The sequence below is a fragment of the Kribbella hippodromi genome (assembly GCF_039531045.1).
GTDB classification, from domain to species: Bacteria; Actinomycetota; Actinomycetes; order Propionibacteriales; family Kribbellaceae; genus Kribbella; species Kribbella hippodromi.
In genome coordinates, this window is sequence record NZ_BAAAPH010000007.1 from 221665 (window position 1) to 239126 (window position 17462).

General features: G+C 67.7%; 21 protein-coding genes and 1 pseudogene. 10 read left to right on the forward strand and 12 right to left on the reverse strand.

Annotated features, from left to right (window positions below):
• Positions 1–148: 148 nt before the first annotated feature.
• Positions 149–826: a TetR/AcrR family transcriptional regulator gene (locus tag ABD260_RS13370; RefSeq protein WP_344233780.1), complete on the reverse strand. Its 678-nt coding sequence runs from the start codon at positions 824–826 to the stop codon at positions 149–151.
• 70 nt (positions 827–896) lie between these two features.
• On the opposite strand from ABD260_RS13370, the gene ABD260_RS13375 reads away from it, so the two are divergent.
• Both ABD260_RS13375 and ABD260_RS13380 read left to right on the forward strand, forming a co-directional pair.
• On the forward strand, positions 897–1346 hold the full coding sequence (locus ABD260_RS13375) for a pyridoxamine 5'-phosphate oxidase family protein (RefSeq protein ID WP_344233781.1): 450 nt from the start codon (positions 897–899) through the stop codon (positions 1344–1346).
• 124 nt (positions 1347–1470) lie between these two features.
• Positions 1471–2397 carry a hydroxymethylglutaryl-CoA lyase gene (locus ABD260_RS13380; protein ID WP_344233782.1) on the forward strand — a complete coding sequence of 309 codons (927 nt, stop codon included), beginning with the start codon at positions 1471–1473 and terminating at the stop codon, positions 2395–2397.
• Between the two features lie 23 nt (positions 2398–2420).
• Here ABD260_RS13380 and ABD260_RS13385 read toward each other — a convergent pair whose 3' ends face one another.
• Positions 2421–3116, reverse strand: coding sequence for an EcsC family protein (locus ABD260_RS13385; protein ID WP_344233783.1), 696 nt, complete (start codon positions 3114–3116; stop codon positions 2421–2423).
• A gap of 206 nt (positions 3117–3322) precedes the next feature.
• Here ABD260_RS13385 and aat point away from each other — a divergent pair, with 206 nt between their 5' ends.
• Entirely contained in the window at positions 3323–3988 is a 666-nt protein-coding gene (aat, locus tag ABD260_RS13390) for a leucyl/phenylalanyl-tRNA--protein transferase (RefSeq protein WP_344233784.1), read from the forward strand.
• On the opposite strand, the gene ABD260_RS13395 is transcribed toward aat, so the two are convergent.
• On the reverse strand, positions 3981–4703 hold the full coding sequence (locus tag ABD260_RS13395) for a TetR/AcrR family transcriptional regulator (RefSeq protein ID WP_344233785.1): 723 nt from the start codon (positions 4701–4703) through the stop codon (positions 3981–3983). The two genes, aat and ABD260_RS13395, sit on opposite strands and share 8 nt — an antisense overlap.
• 226 nt (positions 4704–4929) lie before the next feature.
• On the opposite strand from ABD260_RS13395, the gene ABD260_RS13400 reads away from it, so the two are divergent.
• The gene (locus tag ABD260_RS13400) at positions 4930–5283 is read left to right on the forward strand and encodes a nitroreductase family deazaflavin-dependent oxidoreductase (protein WP_344233895.1); all 354 of its coding nucleotides are present in this window, start codon (positions 4930–4932) and stop codon (positions 5281–5283) included.
• 24 nt (positions 5284–5307) lie between these two features.
• Here the strand turns inward: ABD260_RS13400 and ABD260_RS13405 are convergent.
• A pseudogene (locus ABD260_RS13405) lies at positions 5308–6171 on the reverse strand (PDDEXK nuclease domain-containing protein); the annotation flags it as partial.
• A gap of 41 nt (positions 6172–6212) precedes the next feature.
• Between ABD260_RS13405 and ABD260_RS13410 the strand changes: the two are divergent.
• Complete coding sequence (locus tag ABD260_RS13410; RefSeq protein ID WP_344233786.1) at positions 6213–7271, forward strand: adenosine deaminase; 1059 nt, start codon at positions 6213–6215, stop codon at positions 7269–7271.
• On the opposite strand, the gene ABD260_RS13415 is transcribed toward ABD260_RS13410, so the two are convergent.
• From ABD260_RS13415 to ABD260_RS13435, 5 genes are all read right to left on the reverse strand, one after another.
• Complete coding sequence (locus ABD260_RS13415; protein ID WP_344233787.1) at positions 7263–8039, reverse strand: ABC transporter permease; 777 nt, start codon at positions 8037–8039, stop codon at positions 7263–7265. The two genes, ABD260_RS13410 and ABD260_RS13415, sit on opposite strands and share 9 nt — an antisense overlap.
• Complete coding sequence (locus ABD260_RS13420; RefSeq protein WP_344233788.1) at positions 8039–9019, reverse strand: ATP-binding cassette domain-containing protein; 981 nt, start codon at positions 9017–9019, stop codon at positions 8039–8041. The genes ABD260_RS13415 and ABD260_RS13420 overlap by 1 nt, the downstream gene beginning before the upstream one ends.
• Positions 9020–9164: 145 nt before the next feature.
• Complete coding sequence (locus tag ABD260_RS13425) at positions 9165–9863, reverse strand: PadR family transcriptional regulator (protein WP_344233789.1); 699 nt, start codon at positions 9861–9863, stop codon at positions 9165–9167.
• Between the two features lie 57 nt (positions 9864–9920).
• Positions 9921–10934, reverse strand: a complete 1014-nt coding sequence (locus ABD260_RS13430) for an acyltransferase family protein (RefSeq protein ID WP_344233790.1) — start codon at positions 10932–10934, stop codon at positions 9921–9923.
• Between the two features lie 180 nt (positions 10935–11114).
• Entirely contained in the window at positions 11115–12068 is a 954-nt protein-coding gene (locus ABD260_RS13435; protein ID WP_344233791.1) for a helix-turn-helix domain-containing protein, read from the reverse strand.
• An 82-nt stretch (positions 12069–12150) separates the two neighbouring features.
• Here ABD260_RS13435 and ABD260_RS13440 point away from each other — a divergent pair, with 82 nt between their 5' ends.
• Complete coding sequence (locus tag ABD260_RS13440) at positions 12151–12420, forward strand: hypothetical protein (protein WP_344233792.1); 270 nt, start codon at positions 12151–12153, stop codon at positions 12418–12420.
• Here the strand turns inward: ABD260_RS13440 and ABD260_RS13445 are convergent.
• Positions 12408–13574 (reverse strand): DUF418 domain-containing protein, encoded by a 1167-nt coding sequence (locus ABD260_RS13445; protein ID WP_344233793.1) that lies wholly within the window; start codon positions 13572–13574, stop codon positions 12408–12410. The two genes, ABD260_RS13440 and ABD260_RS13445, sit on opposite strands and share 13 nt — an antisense overlap.
• A gap of 118 nt (positions 13575–13692) precedes the next feature.
• Between ABD260_RS13445 and ABD260_RS13450 the strand changes: the two genes are divergently transcribed.
• Positions 13693–14532, forward strand: coding sequence for a class I SAM-dependent methyltransferase (locus ABD260_RS13450; RefSeq protein ID WP_344233794.1), 840 nt, complete (start codon positions 13693–13695; stop codon positions 14530–14532).
• Here the strand turns inward: ABD260_RS13450 and ABD260_RS13455 are convergent.
• Positions 14529–14672 carry a hypothetical protein gene (locus tag ABD260_RS13455; protein WP_344233795.1) on the reverse strand — a complete coding sequence of 48 codons (144 nt, stop codon included), beginning with the start codon at positions 14670–14672 and terminating at the stop codon, positions 14529–14531. The two genes, ABD260_RS13450 and ABD260_RS13455, sit on opposite strands and share 4 nt — an antisense overlap.
• A 101-nt stretch (positions 14673–14773) precedes the next feature.
• Here ABD260_RS13455 and ABD260_RS13460 point away from each other — a divergent pair, with 101 nt between their 5' ends.
• Both ABD260_RS13460 and ABD260_RS13465 read left to right on the forward strand, forming a co-directional pair.
• A complete protein-coding gene (locus tag ABD260_RS13460) occupies positions 14774–15631 on the forward strand; it encodes a DNA-formamidopyrimidine glycosylase family protein (protein ID WP_344233796.1) in 858 nt (285 codons plus the stop codon).
• A 9-nt stretch (positions 15632–15640) separates the two neighbouring features.
• Positions 15641–16123, forward strand: a complete 483-nt coding sequence (locus ABD260_RS13465) for a DUF2871 domain-containing protein (RefSeq protein WP_344233797.1) — start codon at positions 15641–15643, stop codon at positions 16121–16123.
• Here ABD260_RS13465 and ABD260_RS13470 read toward each other — a convergent pair.
• The gene (locus ABD260_RS13470; protein WP_344233798.1) at positions 16097–16933 is read right to left on the reverse strand and encodes a hypothetical protein; all 837 of its coding nucleotides are present in this window, start codon (positions 16931–16933) and stop codon (positions 16097–16099) included. The genes ABD260_RS13465 and ABD260_RS13470 overlap by 27 nt on opposite strands.
• Before the next feature lie 115 nt (positions 16934–17048).
• Between ABD260_RS13470 and ABD260_RS13475 the strand changes: the two genes are divergently transcribed.
• Complete coding sequence (locus tag ABD260_RS13475; RefSeq protein ID WP_344233799.1) at positions 17049–17372, forward strand: rhodanese-like domain-containing protein; 324 nt, start codon at positions 17049–17051, stop codon at positions 17370–17372.
• Positions 17373–17462 lie beyond the last annotated feature (90 nt).

Genomic DNA, 17462 nt, shown 5'->3' on the forward strand with positions numbered 1-17462 from the left:
TCTTGTAGGGCACACGCCGTTCCGCCCCAGGTTCGTCGAGATCCGGCGTCTCGTTCTCACCCACAGGTACCGAAGGACGGGTAGTGGTACCGGTCCGACGCCCACCCCAAGCGGGGCCAGAGCCACCCGACCACAAATCACCCCACCACTACCCGTCCTTCGGTCCAACCTGCACCCCGCCCGACCGGCCCAACCAGCGGGCGGCGAGCTCGGTCTGCGGCTCACCTGGGTTGCAGCTCACCACGACCTGGTGGTTGCCGGTGGCGATGGTGATGACGAGGTCGGCGGCGCAGGTGGTCAGCGCGGTGCGGTCGTCCAGGTTGGTGCCGGCGTGGATCTGCAGCGCGACGCCATCCAGTACCGACGTGATCAGCCGCGCCCGCATCGCAACCTCATCGTCGCCCAGTCCGCCCGCGACCCGCCGGATCAGTACCCCGAGCTCCCCGTAGAACGTCGTGTAGATCTCGTGATTCAGCCGCCGGAACCGTTCATGGTGATACGCGAGCAGCGACATCGTGCCGAAGACGCTGCCGGCTCCACTGGTCCAGTTTCCGACCAGTGCGCCCGCGGCGTCCTTCAAGCCGTCGATCGTCGCAGCTCGCCGGACCGCAGCCAGATCGTGCTCGAACTCGGCCTGGATCACTGCCTCGAGCAGATCGTCGCGGGTCGCGAAGTAGTACTGCAGATTCCCCAGCGTCATCCCAGTCTTCGCCGCGACCCGCCGCAGTACGAACCGGTCGAACCCCTCCTCGACCAGCAGTTCGCGCGCCGCCGCCAGTACGACCCCCCGCCGCGCCTGGCCGCGCGTACTCAGCGAGCTGCTCATGACCTTCAATATACGCGCTTTAGGTCGATGACCTATTATGGGTCACTGACCTAAACGAAAGGATCTCCTGATGCCAACCCGTCTGAGCCGGTCCGAGCGGGACGCCTTCCTGTCGGACGTCCGCGTCGGCGTACTCTCCGTCGCCTCGAACGATCCCGATCGCGCACCGGTCAGCGCGCCGGTCTGGTACACCTACAGCCCCGAAGCCGGCGTAACCGTGATCATGAACGGCAAGTCCCGCAAGGGCGTTGCCATCGAAACCGCCAGGCGCTTCAGCCTGGTAGTCCAGTCCGAATCGGTCCCGTACCGCTATGTCGCAGTCGAAGGCCCCGTTGTAGGCATCCGTCCCGCCGACGGCCCCACCGATGTACTACCACTGGCGATCCGCTACCTGGGCGAAGACCCCGGCGCCGCGTACACAAAGGGCTGGACCGAAGCCGGCGCGGCCGAAACCGACCTCGTCTACACCATGAAACCGACCCACTGGAACACCGCCGACTTCACCCACGACCTGGCCTGACCCCAAATGCCGACCTGTCCCAAGGCCCGCGGTGGCAGCTGAGTGTCTGCCTAGGATTGAACCGGCCGTGCGATGATCCCGTCAGCCGGACCGATCTCAAGCGAGCAGTAGGCGGAGGCGAGTGATGCGGAAACCGCAGCTGGTGCAGGGTGAGGGTTTGCCCGAGCGCGTCACGATCTACGAGGTCGGGCCGCGGGACGGCTTGCAGAACGAGTCGGCGATCGTCGACCTGGCGGTGAAAGCAGAGTTCATCCGGCGCTTGATCGACGCCGGGCTGACCACCGTCGAGACGACGAGTTTCGTCCACCCGAAGTGGGTTCCGCAGCTCGCCGACGCCGCCGAACTGCTGGCCGGCCTGGACCTGCCCGCCGGCGTACGTGCCCCCGTCCTGGTACCGAACGAGCGGGGCCTCGACCGCGCTCTCGAAGCCGGCGTGCGGGAGATCGCGATCTTCGCCAGCGCGACCGAAACCTTTGCGGCGAAGAACCTCAACTCCACGCTCGACGATCAGTTCGCGATGTTCACGCCGACGGTGCAGCGGGCGCTCGGCGAAGGTCTGGCGGTGCGCGGGTACGTCTCCATGTGTTACGGCGACCCGTGGGAGGGCGACGTACCGATCGATCAAGTGGTCAAGGTCGGTGCGCGGCTGGTTGAGCTCGGGTGTCATGAGCTCTCGCTGGGCGACACGATCGGGGTCGCGACGCCAGGGCAGGTGCGCGCGTTGATCGCCGCGTTCGGGGCGGCTGGGGTCGGGGTGGAGAAGCTGGCGGTGCATTTCCACGACACATACGGGCAGGCGCTGGCGAACACGCTGACCGCACTGCGCGAGGGTGTCACTACGGTGGACAGCTCGGCCGGCGGATTGGGTGGGTGTCCGTACGCGGAGAGCGCGACCGGCAACCTCGCCACCGAGGACCTGCTCTGGCAGCTGGACGGCCTCGGCATCGAGACCGGCGTCGACCTGGAAAAGCTGGTCGCCACCAGCGCCTGGATGGCAACCCAGCTAGGCAAACCATCCGCAAGCCGCGTAGTACAAGCCCTCGCCGGGTAGGTGCGGGGCGTGGCCGGGCGGCGTCAGGGTTCGATCGGGCGGGGGATTCGGCGTACGAGGCTTTGGTCGGCGTACTGGCCGACGCGATACGTGGACCAGCCGTCAACGCCAGCACCGACCGCGCCGCCGAGCAGCGGTATCCGTCGGGTGACGGTCAGCGCCATCCGCTTGCCGCTGATTCGTGCGATCAGCTCCGCGACCACCTCGCCGGCGACCTGACGATCCAGCGCCGGATCGAACACCGGTGCGGTGGCGATCGCCAACGGTGACGTCACCAAACTCGACTTTCGCAGCCGGTCCGCGACTCCGTCCTCGCCGAGCAAGCACGTGATCACGGCGGTCCGTACCCGAGGATCGTCCAAGTCGTACCCGCGCAGATGTGCGATCGCCGCCACCATCCGCGCCTGCACCACGGCGAGACCGGTCAGGTTGGCCGGCAACGCGACCGGCAGCGTGACCAGCCCGCCGATGCTCGTGACGAACCCTTGCACGCCGGCCAGCCGAATGTGCTGGTCGATGACTGCCTCGACGGCGAGCTGGGCGTCGCCGCCGCACCGGGCCAGCTTGTTGTCGGCGATCCGCTCGGCGCCGGGGAAGCGCTGGTACCCGTCGATCGCGATCTCGAGGACCTGTCGGAGCGCACCCGCCGCGGCAGTCGGGGCGAAGCGCTGCGCGGCGGGCGCGAGGCTGCTGGCGACGAACCTGGTTACTCCGGCCACGGTGCTCCTTCCCGCCCGGCCGAGTCGGAGCCTGGACGTGCTTCAACTGTACGTGGCTCCCCGGCCCCCGCCACCCGGGACAACCCCGAGGGTGTCCCCCGGATCTCCAGGCCATCACAATCACGCCCCGCCCAGGACCTGAGCGTGACTCGCCGTGAGTCGGGGGCATTGTGATGGCCTGGCGATCCGGGGTTCAGGATGGTGCTGTGCCTGTTGAGCCTGACGCGTCTGTCTGGGAGTTCCCGCCGGTCGGGGTGGCCGGGGCGAGTGATGTCGTCGCGGGTGGTGCGGATCTGGCGCCCGGGACGGTGCTGGCCGCGTACCGCCGTGGGCTGTTCCCGATGCCGGACCACCGCGGTTCGGTGCTGTGGTGGTCGCCGGTCGATCGTGGCGTGATCGAGATCGCCGGGCATCAGCCGTCGCGTACGTTGCGGCGCGCGCGGGCGAAGTTCGAGATCCGGGTCAACACGGCGTTCGACCAGGTGATCCGCGCTTGTGCCGATCCGCGCCGGCCGGGGGCCTGGATCGATCGCGACATCATCGCCGCGTACACGGAGCTGCACCGGATGGGCTGGGTGCATTCCGTCGAGGCGTGGGACGGTGACGAACTCGCCGGCGGTTTGTACGGGGTCGCGATCGGCGGACTGTTCGCCGGTGAGTCGATGTTCCATCACAAGACCGATGGTTCGAAGGCGGCTGTCGCCGGGACGATCGAGCTGCTCGACGACGAGTACGCGGCCGATCGCGTGTTCGACATCCAGTGGGTCACCGATCATCTGGCCACCCTCGGCGCGGTGTCGATTCCGCGCGAGACCTACGTACGCCGACTCGCCCGGGCGGCCGACGTACCGTTGCCGAAGGCCTTCACCTGAGCCCTACGAACGCCGCCATCTGCCGCGCGGCCGACTCGAAGAACTCGTCTGCCGGGTCCATCGAACCGACCAGCTGACCGAACAGCTCGAAGCTGATCATCCCGAACAGCTGCGTCCACACGATCACTGTCCGTACGAGCACCGCTGGTGGCACGTCCGGTGCCAGTGCGACCAGTACGTCGGTCTGCTTTGCGAGCGCGCCGGTCGGCTCAGGGGCGTCGACGGGTGTTTCGAGGCGGCCGGCGGTTTGTGCTCGTTGGAGCAGGCCGAGCAGTACGAGCGGGACGCGGGCCGCGGGCTCGACGGTCGTCTGCGGTGCCTCGTATCCGCTGATCGGGGAGCCGTAAATCAACGCGTACTCCTGTGGATAAGTCCGCGCCCAACCCCGGACCGCCGTGTAGACCGCCAGCCACTCGTCGAGCGGATCCCCGTCCGCCGAGGCGGAGCCTGAAGCAGCCTCTGCTGCCGAGCCCGAGGCTGCCTCGGCTGCCGAGCCGAGGGCGTTGTACGCGTCGATGATCAACGCGGTCAGCAACTCGTCGCGGCTGGCGAAGTACCGGTAGAGCGCCGACGACACCATTCCCAGCTCGCGGGAGATCGCCCGCAGCGACAACGCCTCCGCGCCGACCGTCGCCAGCTGCTCGCGCGCGGTGCTCTTGATCTCCTCGGTCAGCTCGGCCCGGGCACGTTCACGGGCGGTACGTCCGGCGTTCATGCGGTCAGTCTGCCACAAAACCGAGAGCAGTGCTCTTGACAGTGAGCGGCGATCTGGTGTTCACTGATCACAACAGAGAGCACCGCTCTCGCGAATCAGAGAGATCGCCGCCATGACCGAGTACAAGCAGACCTACGACAGCAAGCGCGTCATCACCGCGTCCGAGGGCAGCATGCGGGTCTTCAACCGGATCGTCGCCCGGCTGACGAAGCTCGGTGTGAGCCTGATGGGCAGCCGGGTGCTGTCGGTCCAGGGTCGCAAGTCCGGCGAGTGGCGGAGTACGCCGGTGAACCTGCTGGTCATCGACGGCCAGCGTTACCTGGTCGCCCCGCGCGGCCACACCCAGTGGGTGAAGAACCTGCGCGCCAGCGGCGTCGCCCGCCTCCAGCTCGGCCGCAGCACCGAGACCTTCCGCGCCGAGGAACTCGCCGACGCCGACAAAGTCCCCGCCCTCCGCCTCTACCTGAAGAAGTGGGCCTGGGAAGTCGGCACCTTCTTCAGCGGCGACGTCACCAAGGACTCCCCCGACGAGGTCCTCCACCACATCGCCCCCGGCGTCCCCGTCTTCAAGATCCACTGATCCGTTTTGTGCAAGGTGCCCGAGGAACGCCGCGTTGAACTTCACCGCCTTCAACTCGATCACCACGTAGCACCGCAGCTCCAGGTGGTAAAAGAGCAGGTCGCAGTAGAACTCCTCACCGTCCAGCTCGAGCCGGACCTGTTCGCCGATGAACGCGAACCCTTGGCCGAGCTCGAGCAGGAACCTCCCGACGTGCTCGACCAGCTTCTGCTCGACCTCCCGCTCGCGCCATCCGTCGGTGCTGCCGAGAAAGTCGAACAGGTACGGATCGCGGGTCGCCTGCTGCGCCAGATCGGACTCCTCCGGCGGCATCGCGGTCGCGAAGTTGGTCACTGCCTTCCCCGACCGCTCGTGGAACCGCCCTTCGATATGCAGCACCAGCACGTCCCGGCTCCACCCCCGGTCGACGGCAGCGGCGGCGTACCAGAGCCGGAGCTCTGCGGTGTCCAGCTTGTCGAGCAGCGCGATGTGGTGGCGCCAGGGCAATTGTGCAACGCCGCGTTGCACAATTGCCGGATCGGGCCAGGCGGCTGCGAACGCCCGCATGTACTTGAGGTTGCGCGGCGAGTACCCGGTCATCCCCGGGAAGCGTTTCTTCAAGTCGGTCGACAGCCGGTCGATCACCTTCGCGCCCCACCCCTCCGCGTCCTGCCGGACGAGAATCTCCTGGCCGATCGACCAGTAGCTGCGCAACATCTCCTGGTTCGCAGCGGTCACCGCACGTCGGTGGCCGACGGCGACGTGTTCGGAGACCTTGTCGAGTAGTTCCGGGTACCAGCTGGGTAGGGACGATCGGGCGGGGGCGCTCTCGAAGCGCGGCGTCAAGTCGTTCATGCAGATCAGGTTTTCGTGTTCGGCGCCCGTGACACGACGGCCATTTGCGGGCATCCCGGGGCAGGTTCGGGCGGGTGGGCTGGGAGGATGGGGGGATGATTTCGGTGGAGGATTTGGGGGCGGCGCCCAAGGTGTTGCTGCATGATCACCTGGATGGTGGGTTGCGGCCGGGGACTGTGGTGGAGTTGGCGGGGGAGGTTGGGCATGCGCTGCCGCGGACGGATGCCGGTGAGTTGGGGGCGTGGTTCGTCGAGTCGGCCGATTCCGGGTCGTTGGAGCGGTATCTGGAGACGTTCGATCACACCGTCGGGGTGATGCAGACGGCTGAGGCGATCACCCGGGTGGCGAGTGAGTGTGTGCAGGATCTGGCCGCGGACGGGGTCGTGTACGCGGAAGTGCGTTATGCGCCGGAGCAGCACCTGGTGAAAGGGCTGACGCTCGAGCAGGTGGTGGAGGCGGTGCGCGAGGGGTTCGAGCACGGGATGGCGGTGGCGGAGCGGCCGATCGTGGCGCGGCAGTTGCTGACCGCGATGCGGCACCAGGCGCGGTCGATGGAGATCGCCGAGCTCGCGGTCGGGTACCGCGACGGGGGTGTGGTCGGGTTCGACATCGCCGGCGCCGAGGCGGGTTATCCGCCCACCCGGCACCTGGACGCGTTCGAGTACCTGCAGCGGGAGAACGCGCATTTCACCATTCATGCGGGTGAGGCGTTCGGGTTGCCGTCGATCTGGCAGGCGATCCAGTGGTGCGGTGCGGACCGGCTCGGTCACGGCGTACGCATCATCGACGACATCACGTACGACGGTGAGCAGGCCGAGCTCGGGCGGCTCGCGGCGTACGTCCGGGATCGCCGGATTCCGCTGGAGATGTGCCCGAGCTCGAACCTGCAGACCGGTGCCGCCGCGTCGATCGCCGAGCACCCGATCGGCCTGCTCGCGAAGCTCCGGTTCCGGGTGACCGTCAACACCGACAACCGGTTGATGAGCGGTACGTCGATGAGCCGTGAGCTCGCCCTGCTTGCCGAGGCGTTCGACTACGGGCTGGACGATCTCCGCTGGTTCGCGATCAACGCGATGAAGTCGGCGTTCATCCCGTTCGACGAAAGACTGAAGCTGATAGACGAAGTGATCAAGCCTTGGTACGCGTCACACTGAGCGTTGGTACGTCCTGAAGGCTCTTGTGGACAACCAGCCGACGACCAAGGTGAAGGCGACCAAGTACCCGACGTGCCGCCACACCGATGACCAATCCGGATCGGCTGCCAGCGACTGACGGGCGGCGATCGTTGCCCAGTCGACCGGATTGAAGCGGGCCGCGACGTTCACCCAGTGCGGCGCCACCGACGGATCGATCATGATCGACGACATGAACGTCAGCGGCAGCGACACGAACTGGGAGATCCCGATCAGTGCCGTCTGCTGCCGGGTGAGCAGCGCGACCGCGTTCGACAGCGAGCCGAACGACAGCCCGACCAGCACCGACGCGAGGATCGTGACCAGGTAGCCGCCGATCCCGCCGTGGTACCGGGCGCCGGCGGCGATCCCGATCGCGAACACCAGGATCGTCTGGATCAGCGTGGTCGACGCGCTGCTGAGCAACTGCCCCGCCATCAGGCCGCCGCGGCTGACCGGCGACGCGAGCATCCGGTCCATCACGCCGCGCTCCATGTCCTGGATGAACGACGTACCGCTCCAGCCGCTCGTCATCAGCGCGGTCATCATCACGATCCCCGGCGTCAGGAACGCGATGTACGACGAGTTGCCGAACCCCGGGATGTGTACGACACCCTGGAACAACTGCCCGAACAACAGCAACCAGATCGCCGGCTGGACCAACGTGAATGCGATCAAAGCCGGCTGCCGGTACGAAGCGCGCGTCCACCGGCCGAGTACCAAGCCAGTGTGTGAAATCGTCGCGGACATCACGCAGCCTCCTCGGCGATCCGGAACGAACGACCGGTGTGCTGCAGGTACACATCGTCCAGCGACGGCCGCGAGACCGTCACGGCGACGACCGGAATCGCCTTGTCCTCAAGGGCTCCCAGCACGGCTGGTACGGCGGTCGCGCCATGATCGACGCGTGCTCGCAAAGTGTTGCCCTCGACAACGATCTCACCGACCCCGGACAGTTGCCGCAGCAGCGTACGCACGTTGCCGTCGGTGTCCGGTTCGACCAGCTCGACCTGGACCGAATCGCCGCGCAGCCCGGCCTTCAACGTCTCCGGGGTGCCTTCGGCAACGATCTTGCCGTGGTCCACGATCGCCAGCTGCCCGGCGAGCCGATCGGCCTCTTCCAGGTAGTGCGTGGTGAGCAGGACGGTCAGCCCTTCCTGGCCGGACATCCGGAGCACCTCGTTCCACAGGTCGGCGCGGGCTTCCGGGTCCAGCCCGGTCGTCGGCTCGTCCAGGAACAGCACTTTCGGCCGGTGCACCAGGCCGAGCGCGACGTCCAGTTTGCGCTGCATCCCGCCGGAGTACGTCCGTACCGGGCGGCTGCCGTGTTCGGTCAGACCGAACCGCTCCAGCAACTCGTTCGCCCGCCGGGTCGCGTCCGGCCGGGACAGACCGAAGATCCGGCCGCTCAGCACCAGGTTCTCGAAGCCGGTCGCCATCGGGTCCGAGCTGGACTTCTGCGGTACGTACCCGATCGCGTGCCGTACTTTGTCCTGCTCCCGCCCCACGTCGTACCCGGCGACCCGCGCGCTGCCGGAATCGGCCCGCGACAGCGTGGTGAGGATCTTGACCGTGGTGGACTTGCCGGCGCCGTTCGGCCCGAGCAGGCCGAGGACGATGCCCTCCGGGACGCTGACGGTCAGCCCGTCGAGGGCGCGCAGCGGTGGTTTCTTCCGCCCGGCCGGGTACGTCTTGACCAGGTCGACTGCTTCGACGGCATGCGTGGCCATCTGTTGACTCCCTTGTGATTGGGGAGCCGGTCGTCGGGCTGGCTATCCTGATGGTTGCGCCTTGGGTGCCAGGTCTTCGGACCGACTCGAGGAACTTGCGGCCCTTGACCCCTGGTGTTGCCGCACCGTGGGTCGAGGGCCGCGCTTATTCGGCTTCCGGTCGAACCTCCCGCATCCAGGCGAAGTCCTGACCGAAGTACTTGACCGGGTCCTTCAGCTGGTCGGCCGGCGCGATGCCTTCCTCCAGGTAGACCTTCCAGGCCTTGCGCCAGAAGGCCGAGCCGCCGAGCGCGTCGGTACGGATCTCCTCCGCGAGCTGGTGTACGTACTGCGACTCGGCGCGCAGCAACGCCAGCCGGAACTCGGACTCGACCCAGAAGATCCGCGGCAGGTCCTGCGAGTCCATCAGCTTGTGCATGGCGGTCATGTCGCGGATCTCGGTACCGATCAGCACCTGCCGCTGCTCCAGCAGCTCGACGACCCGGTCCGGCGACAGGCCGGGGAGGTACGCGAGCCCGGCCTCCAGCGGGTGGAACTCACGGAACGGCGTACCGAGCAGCTCGGTCAGCCAGTCTTCGAACTCGGCCTGTCCCGCGCCGGTGATCCGGTACACCGTCCGCTCCGGCCGGTTGCCCTCCCGGATCTTCTCCTGCGCTTCGACGAAGCCGTGCTTCTCCAGCGCCGCGACGACCGAGTAGAGCGAGCCGTAGTTGACCTTGATGCTCTGGTCCTTGCCGCGCTCGCGGAGCGTCGTGGAGATCTCGTACGGGTGCATCGGCCGCTCGAACAGGGTGCCGAGCACAGCGAACGCCAGCGGGTTGCCGACCTTGCGCCGTTTGGCCATCACCACTCCTCGATCTCGATTACTCGAAATCAAGTATTAGTCTGCGGGTATCCGATGTCAAGTAGTCAGCCAGGCGAACGCCCGCGCCCGGAGCCCGCGGACCCGCAGCCCGGAGAACGCCCGGAACACCGGCTCCTCGATGTACTTGGTCAGCAGCCAGGCCAGTCCGATCACGCCGACGACCGCACCGATGATCTGGGCCAGCCGGCCGGCGCCCACCTCCATCAGCCGGTACGCGATCAGGTAGCCGACTTCCTGGTTGAGCAGGTACAAGGCGAAGGAGATCCGGGCCAGGAACTCGATCGGCCGCCGGAACCTGGCGAACACCGTCCAGTCCGGTCCGCGAGCGGCGAGTGCGACGAGCAGCAGGAGTACACCGATGCCGAGCGAGGACGGCCAGTCGGCGGTATGCGCGTGCTGGGCGAACACGGTGGCGACCAGCAGGGCGCCCAGGTGCGGCGCGCTGATCCGGTTCTTCGACCAGAGCCAGATGGCGATACCGATCGCGAAGAGCTGCATCCGGTGCAGTCCGAGCCCGTTCCAGAGCTGGATCACCCAGATCGGGCTGTGGTCGATCCGGCCGTTCCACTGCAGCGCCACCGGGGCCAGGATCATGATCCAGAGCAGCGTGGTGATCCGGTTGCCCAGTCCGCGCGGCCAAAGCAGGGCGGCTACGGCGAAGGCCATCAGCTGGAGCGGCAGCGTCCAGTACGAGCCGTCGATCAGCTGCACGGTCGGATCGAACGACGCGGCCAGGGTGAGGTTGCCCCAGAGGTCGTGCCGGGTCGGGAGGATCCAGTTCGAGGGCCCGAAGAACACCAGCAGGGTGTACGTGAACAGGACGGCCGCCAGGTACGGCGGGAGCACCCGGCAGACGCGGCGCCACAGCCAGCGGGACGTGGAGCCCTTTCGGATCGTCACGCAGACGAAGTACGCACTGATCACCAGCAGCACGCTGGCGCCGACCTGAAACGGGTACCGCCCGAGGGGCGCGCCGAGCTCAGGGTGCAGGAAGGGGCCTTGGTACGTCGTGTGCGTGAACATGACCGCGAGCACCGCCAGAACGCGCACGACGTCCCAGCTCAGCCTGCGGCCGTTCCTGACCCGGGGACGGTCCGGCGTTGTCACAGTCACTCCAATTACGCATCGCTCGCCGATCTCTTCGGCCGTTACCCCCCTGTGACACTTCCGTCGATCCTAGGGGCCCGATGCGGGCGTACGCCAATTCGTGTGCGTGGCGTCACGTTCGGGTCAGCCGGTGGTCTGGAACGTGCGGCGGTAGTCCTGCGGCGGTACGCCGACGATGCGGCGGAAGTGGTGGCGGAGCAGCGCGGCGGTGCCGAAGCCGGACTCGGAGGCGATCTGCTCGATGCCCATCCGGGTCAGCTCGAGCAGCGTGCGGGCGCGCAGCACGCGCTGGGTGGTGACCCATTTGAGCGGGGTGGTGCCGGTCTCGGCGACGAAGCGGCGGGCGAAGGTGCGCTCGGACATCTGCGCGCGGCGGGCGAGCGCCGGCACGGTGTGTTCGATGGTGAGGTTGTCGACCATCCAGTCCAGCACCGGCTGCAGGCTCTCGCCGGACGACTCCGGTACGGGCACGTCCACGTACTGCCGCTGGCCGCCGTCGCGCTGGGGCGGAACGACCATCCGGCGGGCGATCCGGGTCGCGACCGCGCTGCCGAGCTCGCGCCGGACCAGATGCAGGCAGGCGTCGATCCCGGCCGCCGTACCGGCGCTGGTGATGATGTTGCCGTCGTCGACGAACAGCACGTCCGGGTCGATCTTCGCGCTCGGGAACTGCGCCATGAACTTGTCGATGTACCGCCAGTGCGTGGTGCAGGCGCGACCGTCGAGCAGCCCCGCGGTGGCCAGCACGAACGCGCCGGAGCAGACCGTGAGCAGGATCGCGCCGCGCGCCTCCGCCCGCCGGAGCGCGTCCAGGATGCGCTCGTCGTACTCGTGCCGCCAGGTGGTGGCCGGGATGCCGATCAGGTCGGCGTCCTCGAGCTCCGCCAGCCCGTACGGCGCAATCACCTGGGAGTGGGTGCTCGTCTGCAGCGGCTCGCCCGGCCGGGTGGAGCAGACCTTGAAGTCGAACGGGGGTACGCCGTCGTCGGTCCGGTCCAGCCCGAACACCTCGGCGAGGACGCCGAACTCGAACAGCGCGACGTCCTCCATCAGCACGACCGCGATCTTCTGCAGCATTCCGCCAGTATGGCCGGATTTTGCCGGACTATGTCAATAGTGCCACTGGTGGCAGGATCTGGTTGGGAGAATCATTACTGCCATGACCGGATACTTCGTACTCGTAGTCCTCGTGCTGGCCGTGATCGCGGCGCTGGAGCTCAGTCACCGGCGCAACTCGACCGGTCCGCAGGCTGGTCCGCGCGGCTCCTGGAGCTCCGACGACCGCGACGTGGCCCGGACCAAGCTCGACCTGCTCGCCCTCGGCGGGTCGGCCGTGCCCTTCAACCACAAGCCCGCTTCGACCACTGGGTCGGTGCACGCGATTCGCAGCGCCCAGTTGTTCGCCGACGACGGCCGTCACGCGGCCTGACCGACCTGTCGCCAGCTGGGGGCGGTCGCGTTCGTGACCGCTCGCAGTGCGCCTTCCACCGGGCCGTACCGGAAGGTGCTCAGCCAGATGTGGCTGGCGATGATCTGCAGCAAGAAGATGCCGGCCGCGAGGCCGACTGTCTCCAGTGGAGACACCTGACCGACCAGTCCGAAACCGACACCAGTGAAGATGAGTACGGTCGCCACCGACTGGCCAAGGTAGTTCGACAGCGCCATCCGGCCGGCTGGAGCGAGTAGACGACGGATGTCCTCGCCGCGATCGGTATGCATGACTCGCAACAGCGTCGCGACGTACGCGGCCGTGAGGAACGGTGCGGTGAGCACGCTCGTCAGTACGGCGCCTGTCGTACCGTTGCCGCCGTCCGACGCGTAGAACACCCCACCGGTGATGCCAACGGTGAATCCGATCAGCTGGATCAGCCGCAGTACCGCCTCGTTGCCCGTGACGTTCTGGAGCAACCGGCGCCGGCCAACCACCATGCCGATCAGGAAGGCGGCCAGTGTGGTTGGGCCCTGGACAGTCAGCAGCGACAGTCCGTACGTCGGCAGCGCGCGGATGTGCTCGCCGATGATGTCGCTGAACGAGCCGGCCAGGTTCGCCGTGGTCTGCTGTGCGGCCGCTACCGCTGTCGTGGGATCGACCAACTGGGACGTGAAGAACGTCGCGGCCGCCAGCGTGACGAACAGGTACGCGTAGATCGCGCCGGCGACGATCAGCGCCGTACGGTCCTTCACGCGGCGCATGCCCAGCAAGACCAGGCCGATGATCGCGTACACACTGAGGATGTCGCCGGTGATCAGGAAGACACCGTGCAGCGCGCCCAGTACGAACAGACCGCCGAGCCGGCGCAGCATGCGCGGCCTGAACGCGGCGCCCGCCCGCTGCGCCGCCTCCAGTTGCAATTGGAAGCTGTAGCCGAACAGGAACGAAAACAGCAGATAGAACTTCATGTCCACGAAGGCAGACGACAGCCAGTGCACCGAATGGTCGAGCCAGGAGTCGTACGCCGGGTCCTTCGCGAGATGAATCGGGAAGCCGGAGGCGGCGAACGTGATGTTGACGATCAGGATGCCCAGCAAGGCGAACCCGCGCAGCGCGTCGACGTCCTGAATGCGAGTCCGTACCTGGCTCATGCCGTCCAGCACATCAGGCCGGCCCGCCGTACACAGTCGCGCTGCATCCTCTTCGAGGGTGGAGTTTCCTCTACCAAATGCGGAGGCGCCGCCCGGGTGCGTGTGCCAGAGTCGGAGCGTGAACGACTACCGGGACGTCAATCGGGCCAACTGGGACGAGCGGGTGCCTGCGCACGTGGCCTCGCCGAGCTACCACGTGCAGCAGTTCATCACCGATCCGTCGTACCTGAGCGGCGTGGTGCGCTTCGACCAACCGAGGCTCGGCGCGATCAGCGGCTTGCGTGGCGTACACCTGCAGTGCCACATCGGTACCGACACGGTCTCACTCGCCCGGCTGGGCGCGCGGATGAGCGGCCTGGACTTCTCGGCACCCGCAGCGGAGCACGGGCAGTCGCTGGCGGACCGGCTCGGGCTGTCGATGGACTTCCACGTGGCCGACGTGTACGACGCGGTGGACGTGCTTGGCGCGGACTCGTACGACTTTGTCTACACCGGGATCGGGGCGCTGTGCTGGCTGCCGGACATCCAGCGCTGGGCGCGGGTGGTTGCCGGCCTGCTGAAGCCAGGCGGCCGGCTCTTCGTCCGCGAAGGGCATCCGATGCTGTGGTCGCTGGACGCGGGCGCGCAGCACCCCGAGGTGCGGTACCCGTACTTCGAGACCGGCGCGGCGATCGTCGTCGACGAGGGTGGGACGTACGTCGAAACCGATGTCGACTTCGACTCCACGGTCACGCACGAGTGGAACCACGGCCTCGGTGAGATCATCACCGCGCTCCAGCAGGCCGGACTGGTGTTCGACTCATTGACCGAGCACGACAGCGCACCCTGGAACGCCCTCCCCGGTCTGATGACCGAGGACGGTGCCGGTGAGTGGCGCCTGACGGAGAATCCGGACCGCCTGGCCGCCACCTACACCCTGCAGGCGCACAAACCGAGCCAGTGCCCCGCGCCCGGCTAGCCGGCCCGGCGCTGCTGCACCTTCTGGAACGCCTGCTTGATCTTCTGCTGATTCTCCGGCTTGCTCAGCTCGCGCTGCGCGACCTGGACCAGCTTGGCGACCACAGCGCCCTTGACCAACGTCTTCACGAAACCGCCCATCGGGGCCTCCCTCTCTCTTCCTGACGAAACTACCGCCCCCGGCAACCCGCCTCCATGGGTGATGTACCGGAACTGTCCCTGGCGTCGGGCACACTAGGAGGGTGCCTGAGCTGCCGGAGGTCGAGTCGCTGGCCACGTTCCTGCGTGAGCGAGCGGTCGGGCATGCCTTCGTCCGGGCGGACATCACCGCGATCAGCGCGCTGAAGACGTACGATCCGCCGATCTCCGCGATGGCCGGGCTGCTGATCGACGGCGTCGAGCGGCACGGGAAGTTCCTGGACATCCAGGCGCAGGGCGTACACCTGGTGATCCACCTGGCCCGGGCCGGGTGGTTGCGGTGGAAGGAAGAGCAGTCGACCGGGCTGATCCGGCCGGGGAAGGGGCCGATCGCGCTCCGGACCGTGCTGGACGACGGCGCGGGTTTCGACCTGACCGAGGCCGGCACCCAGAAGAAGCTCGCGGTGTACGTGGTCCGCGACGTGGCCGAGGTGCCGGGGATCGCCCGGCTCGGGCCGGACCCGTTCACGCTCTCGATCGAGGACTTCGGCGACATCCTGAAGAAGGCCGGCCGGGTGCAGCTGAAGGGCGTGCTGCGGAACCAGTCGGTGATCGCCGGGATCGGCAACGCGTACTCCGACGAGATCCTGCACGTGGCGAGGATGAGCCCGTTCAAACCCGCGTCGAACCTGTCCACCGACGAGCTCCAGACCCTGTACGACGCGATGCGCGAAACGCTCCAGGACGCGGTCGACCGCTCCGCCGGGCTGGCCGTCCAGGACCTGAAGTCAGAGAAGAAGTCGGGCCTGCGGGTGCACGGCCGGAAGGGCCAGAAGTGCCCGGTCTGCGGTGACATCGTCCGCGAGGTCAGCTTCGCCGACTCCTCCCTGCAGTACTGCGCGACCTGCCAGACCGGCGGCAAGCCGCTGGCCGACCGGAGGATGTCGAAGCTGCTGAAGTAGGTTCCGCTCATGCGGAAGATCTACGTGGCTGCCCACGTGTACATGATCCTGGGTCTGATCAGCGGGCTGTACTACCGCGAGCTCACCAAGGCCAAGGACTTCACCGGCGACTCCCAGCTCGGGGTCGTCCACACCCACATCCTCGCGCTCGGGATGCTGTTCTTCCTGATCGTGCTGGCGCTGGAGAAGCTCTTCACGCTGACCTCCGGCAAGCTGTTCAACGGGTTCTTCTGGGTCTACAACGCCGGTCTGGCGCTGACCGTCGGGATGATGCTGACCCGCGGCACGATGACCGTGCTGGGTCACCAGCCCGGGCCCGCGCTGGACGGGATCTCCGGCCTGGGACACATCGTCATCACCCTCGGCCTGATCTTCTTCTTCGTGAACCTCGGCAAGTGCCTGCCCAAAACCGCTGCAGGCAAGGAGTCCGCCGCCGGCAAGGAGACCGCGGCCGGCCAGGCCGAGTCAGCGGTGGACGACGTACGGGGATGACGCGGATCGCCGCCCGGCCTCGAGCCGCACTCTGAGTTCATGATCGCCGGGCGGTCCCGCGACCCGGGTCGCCCAGCCGACTGACCTCCCGCCTTCGAGCCCTTCGAACGCCCACGCCTGTGCGGCGGCGGTCCAGCCGCGGGGCAGTGCGAGCTCGACTTCGCCGCGGGCGGGCGCACGGCCGAAGTTCGTCACCACGACGGTGATTTCGTCCCGGCCCGGATGGATCCACGCAAGCACCGTGCCGACCGGCGCGATCAGCACCCGGCGTACGCCGCTGGGCACCGCGAGCGGGACGACTCGCCGGGGCGGCACCGGGAACGGGCCGATCGTGGTCCTGGTGAGCTGGTGCCCCGTGACCGCGTACCGCCGCCCCGCGAGGCGGATGTGGTGCTGGCTGTCCGGCTCCACCATGCCGACGAAGCGGACGGCCACATCGGTCACGCGCCGGGCCAGCAGATGCGCCTTCGGGCCGGTCGGGGTGAGGTCCCAGACACCGTCCGCGTTCGCGGTGACCGTGTTCGCCGGGACGATCCGGAGCTTGCCCTGCAGGGCGACCCGGACGACCGGCACTGCGCCGGCTTCGGGCAGCCGGACGACCAGGTCGTCACCGTCCTTGCGCCAGGTCAGCGCGCGGCCGGTGTGGTCCTCGACGACGTGCAGCGGCGCGGTGACCAGCCCCGGCAGCCGGACCTCCTGGTCCGCCGGTGGGCACGCGATCCGGAGCAGCAGAAGCTCGCGCGACCGCACGACCGCCTCGCCCCAGGGTTGCGGTTCGAACTCCCCCGGGATGCCCTGAATCAGTGCCACCGCAGCCTCCTCCCGAGCCACGGTCCGAAATCTGTCGCCAACTGTCAACGGCTTATCCCGGTCGGTAACCGCTTCCGGCCACCGCCTGGTAGGGCTGGTCTGGCATGCTGGGCGCATGTTCCGGAACCAGGAGATCCCTTCGGTCGTGGTGGCCGATCTCGACGACAGCCTGCTGGCGGAGGCGTTCGTACTCGACGTGCGCGAGCCGGACGAGTGGGATCGCGGGCACATCGAAGGCGCCACCCACATCCCGCTCGGTCAGCTGCAGGAGCGGGTCGGCGAGGTGCCGGTGGACCAGAAGGTGCTCTGCGTCTGCGCGGTCGGCGGCCGGTCCGGGATGGCCACCCAGTTCCTGAACCAGGTCGGCCGGGAGGCGATCAACCTGGATGGCGGCATGCACGCCTGGGAAGTGTCCGGCCGCCCGATGAGCACGGACTGACCTCCGCGAGCTGACCTCGCGAGCCGCCCTGCGCGAACGGGCCCCTCGCGATCCTCTACGGATTGAGAAGAAAACCTTCCAAAGAGTGAC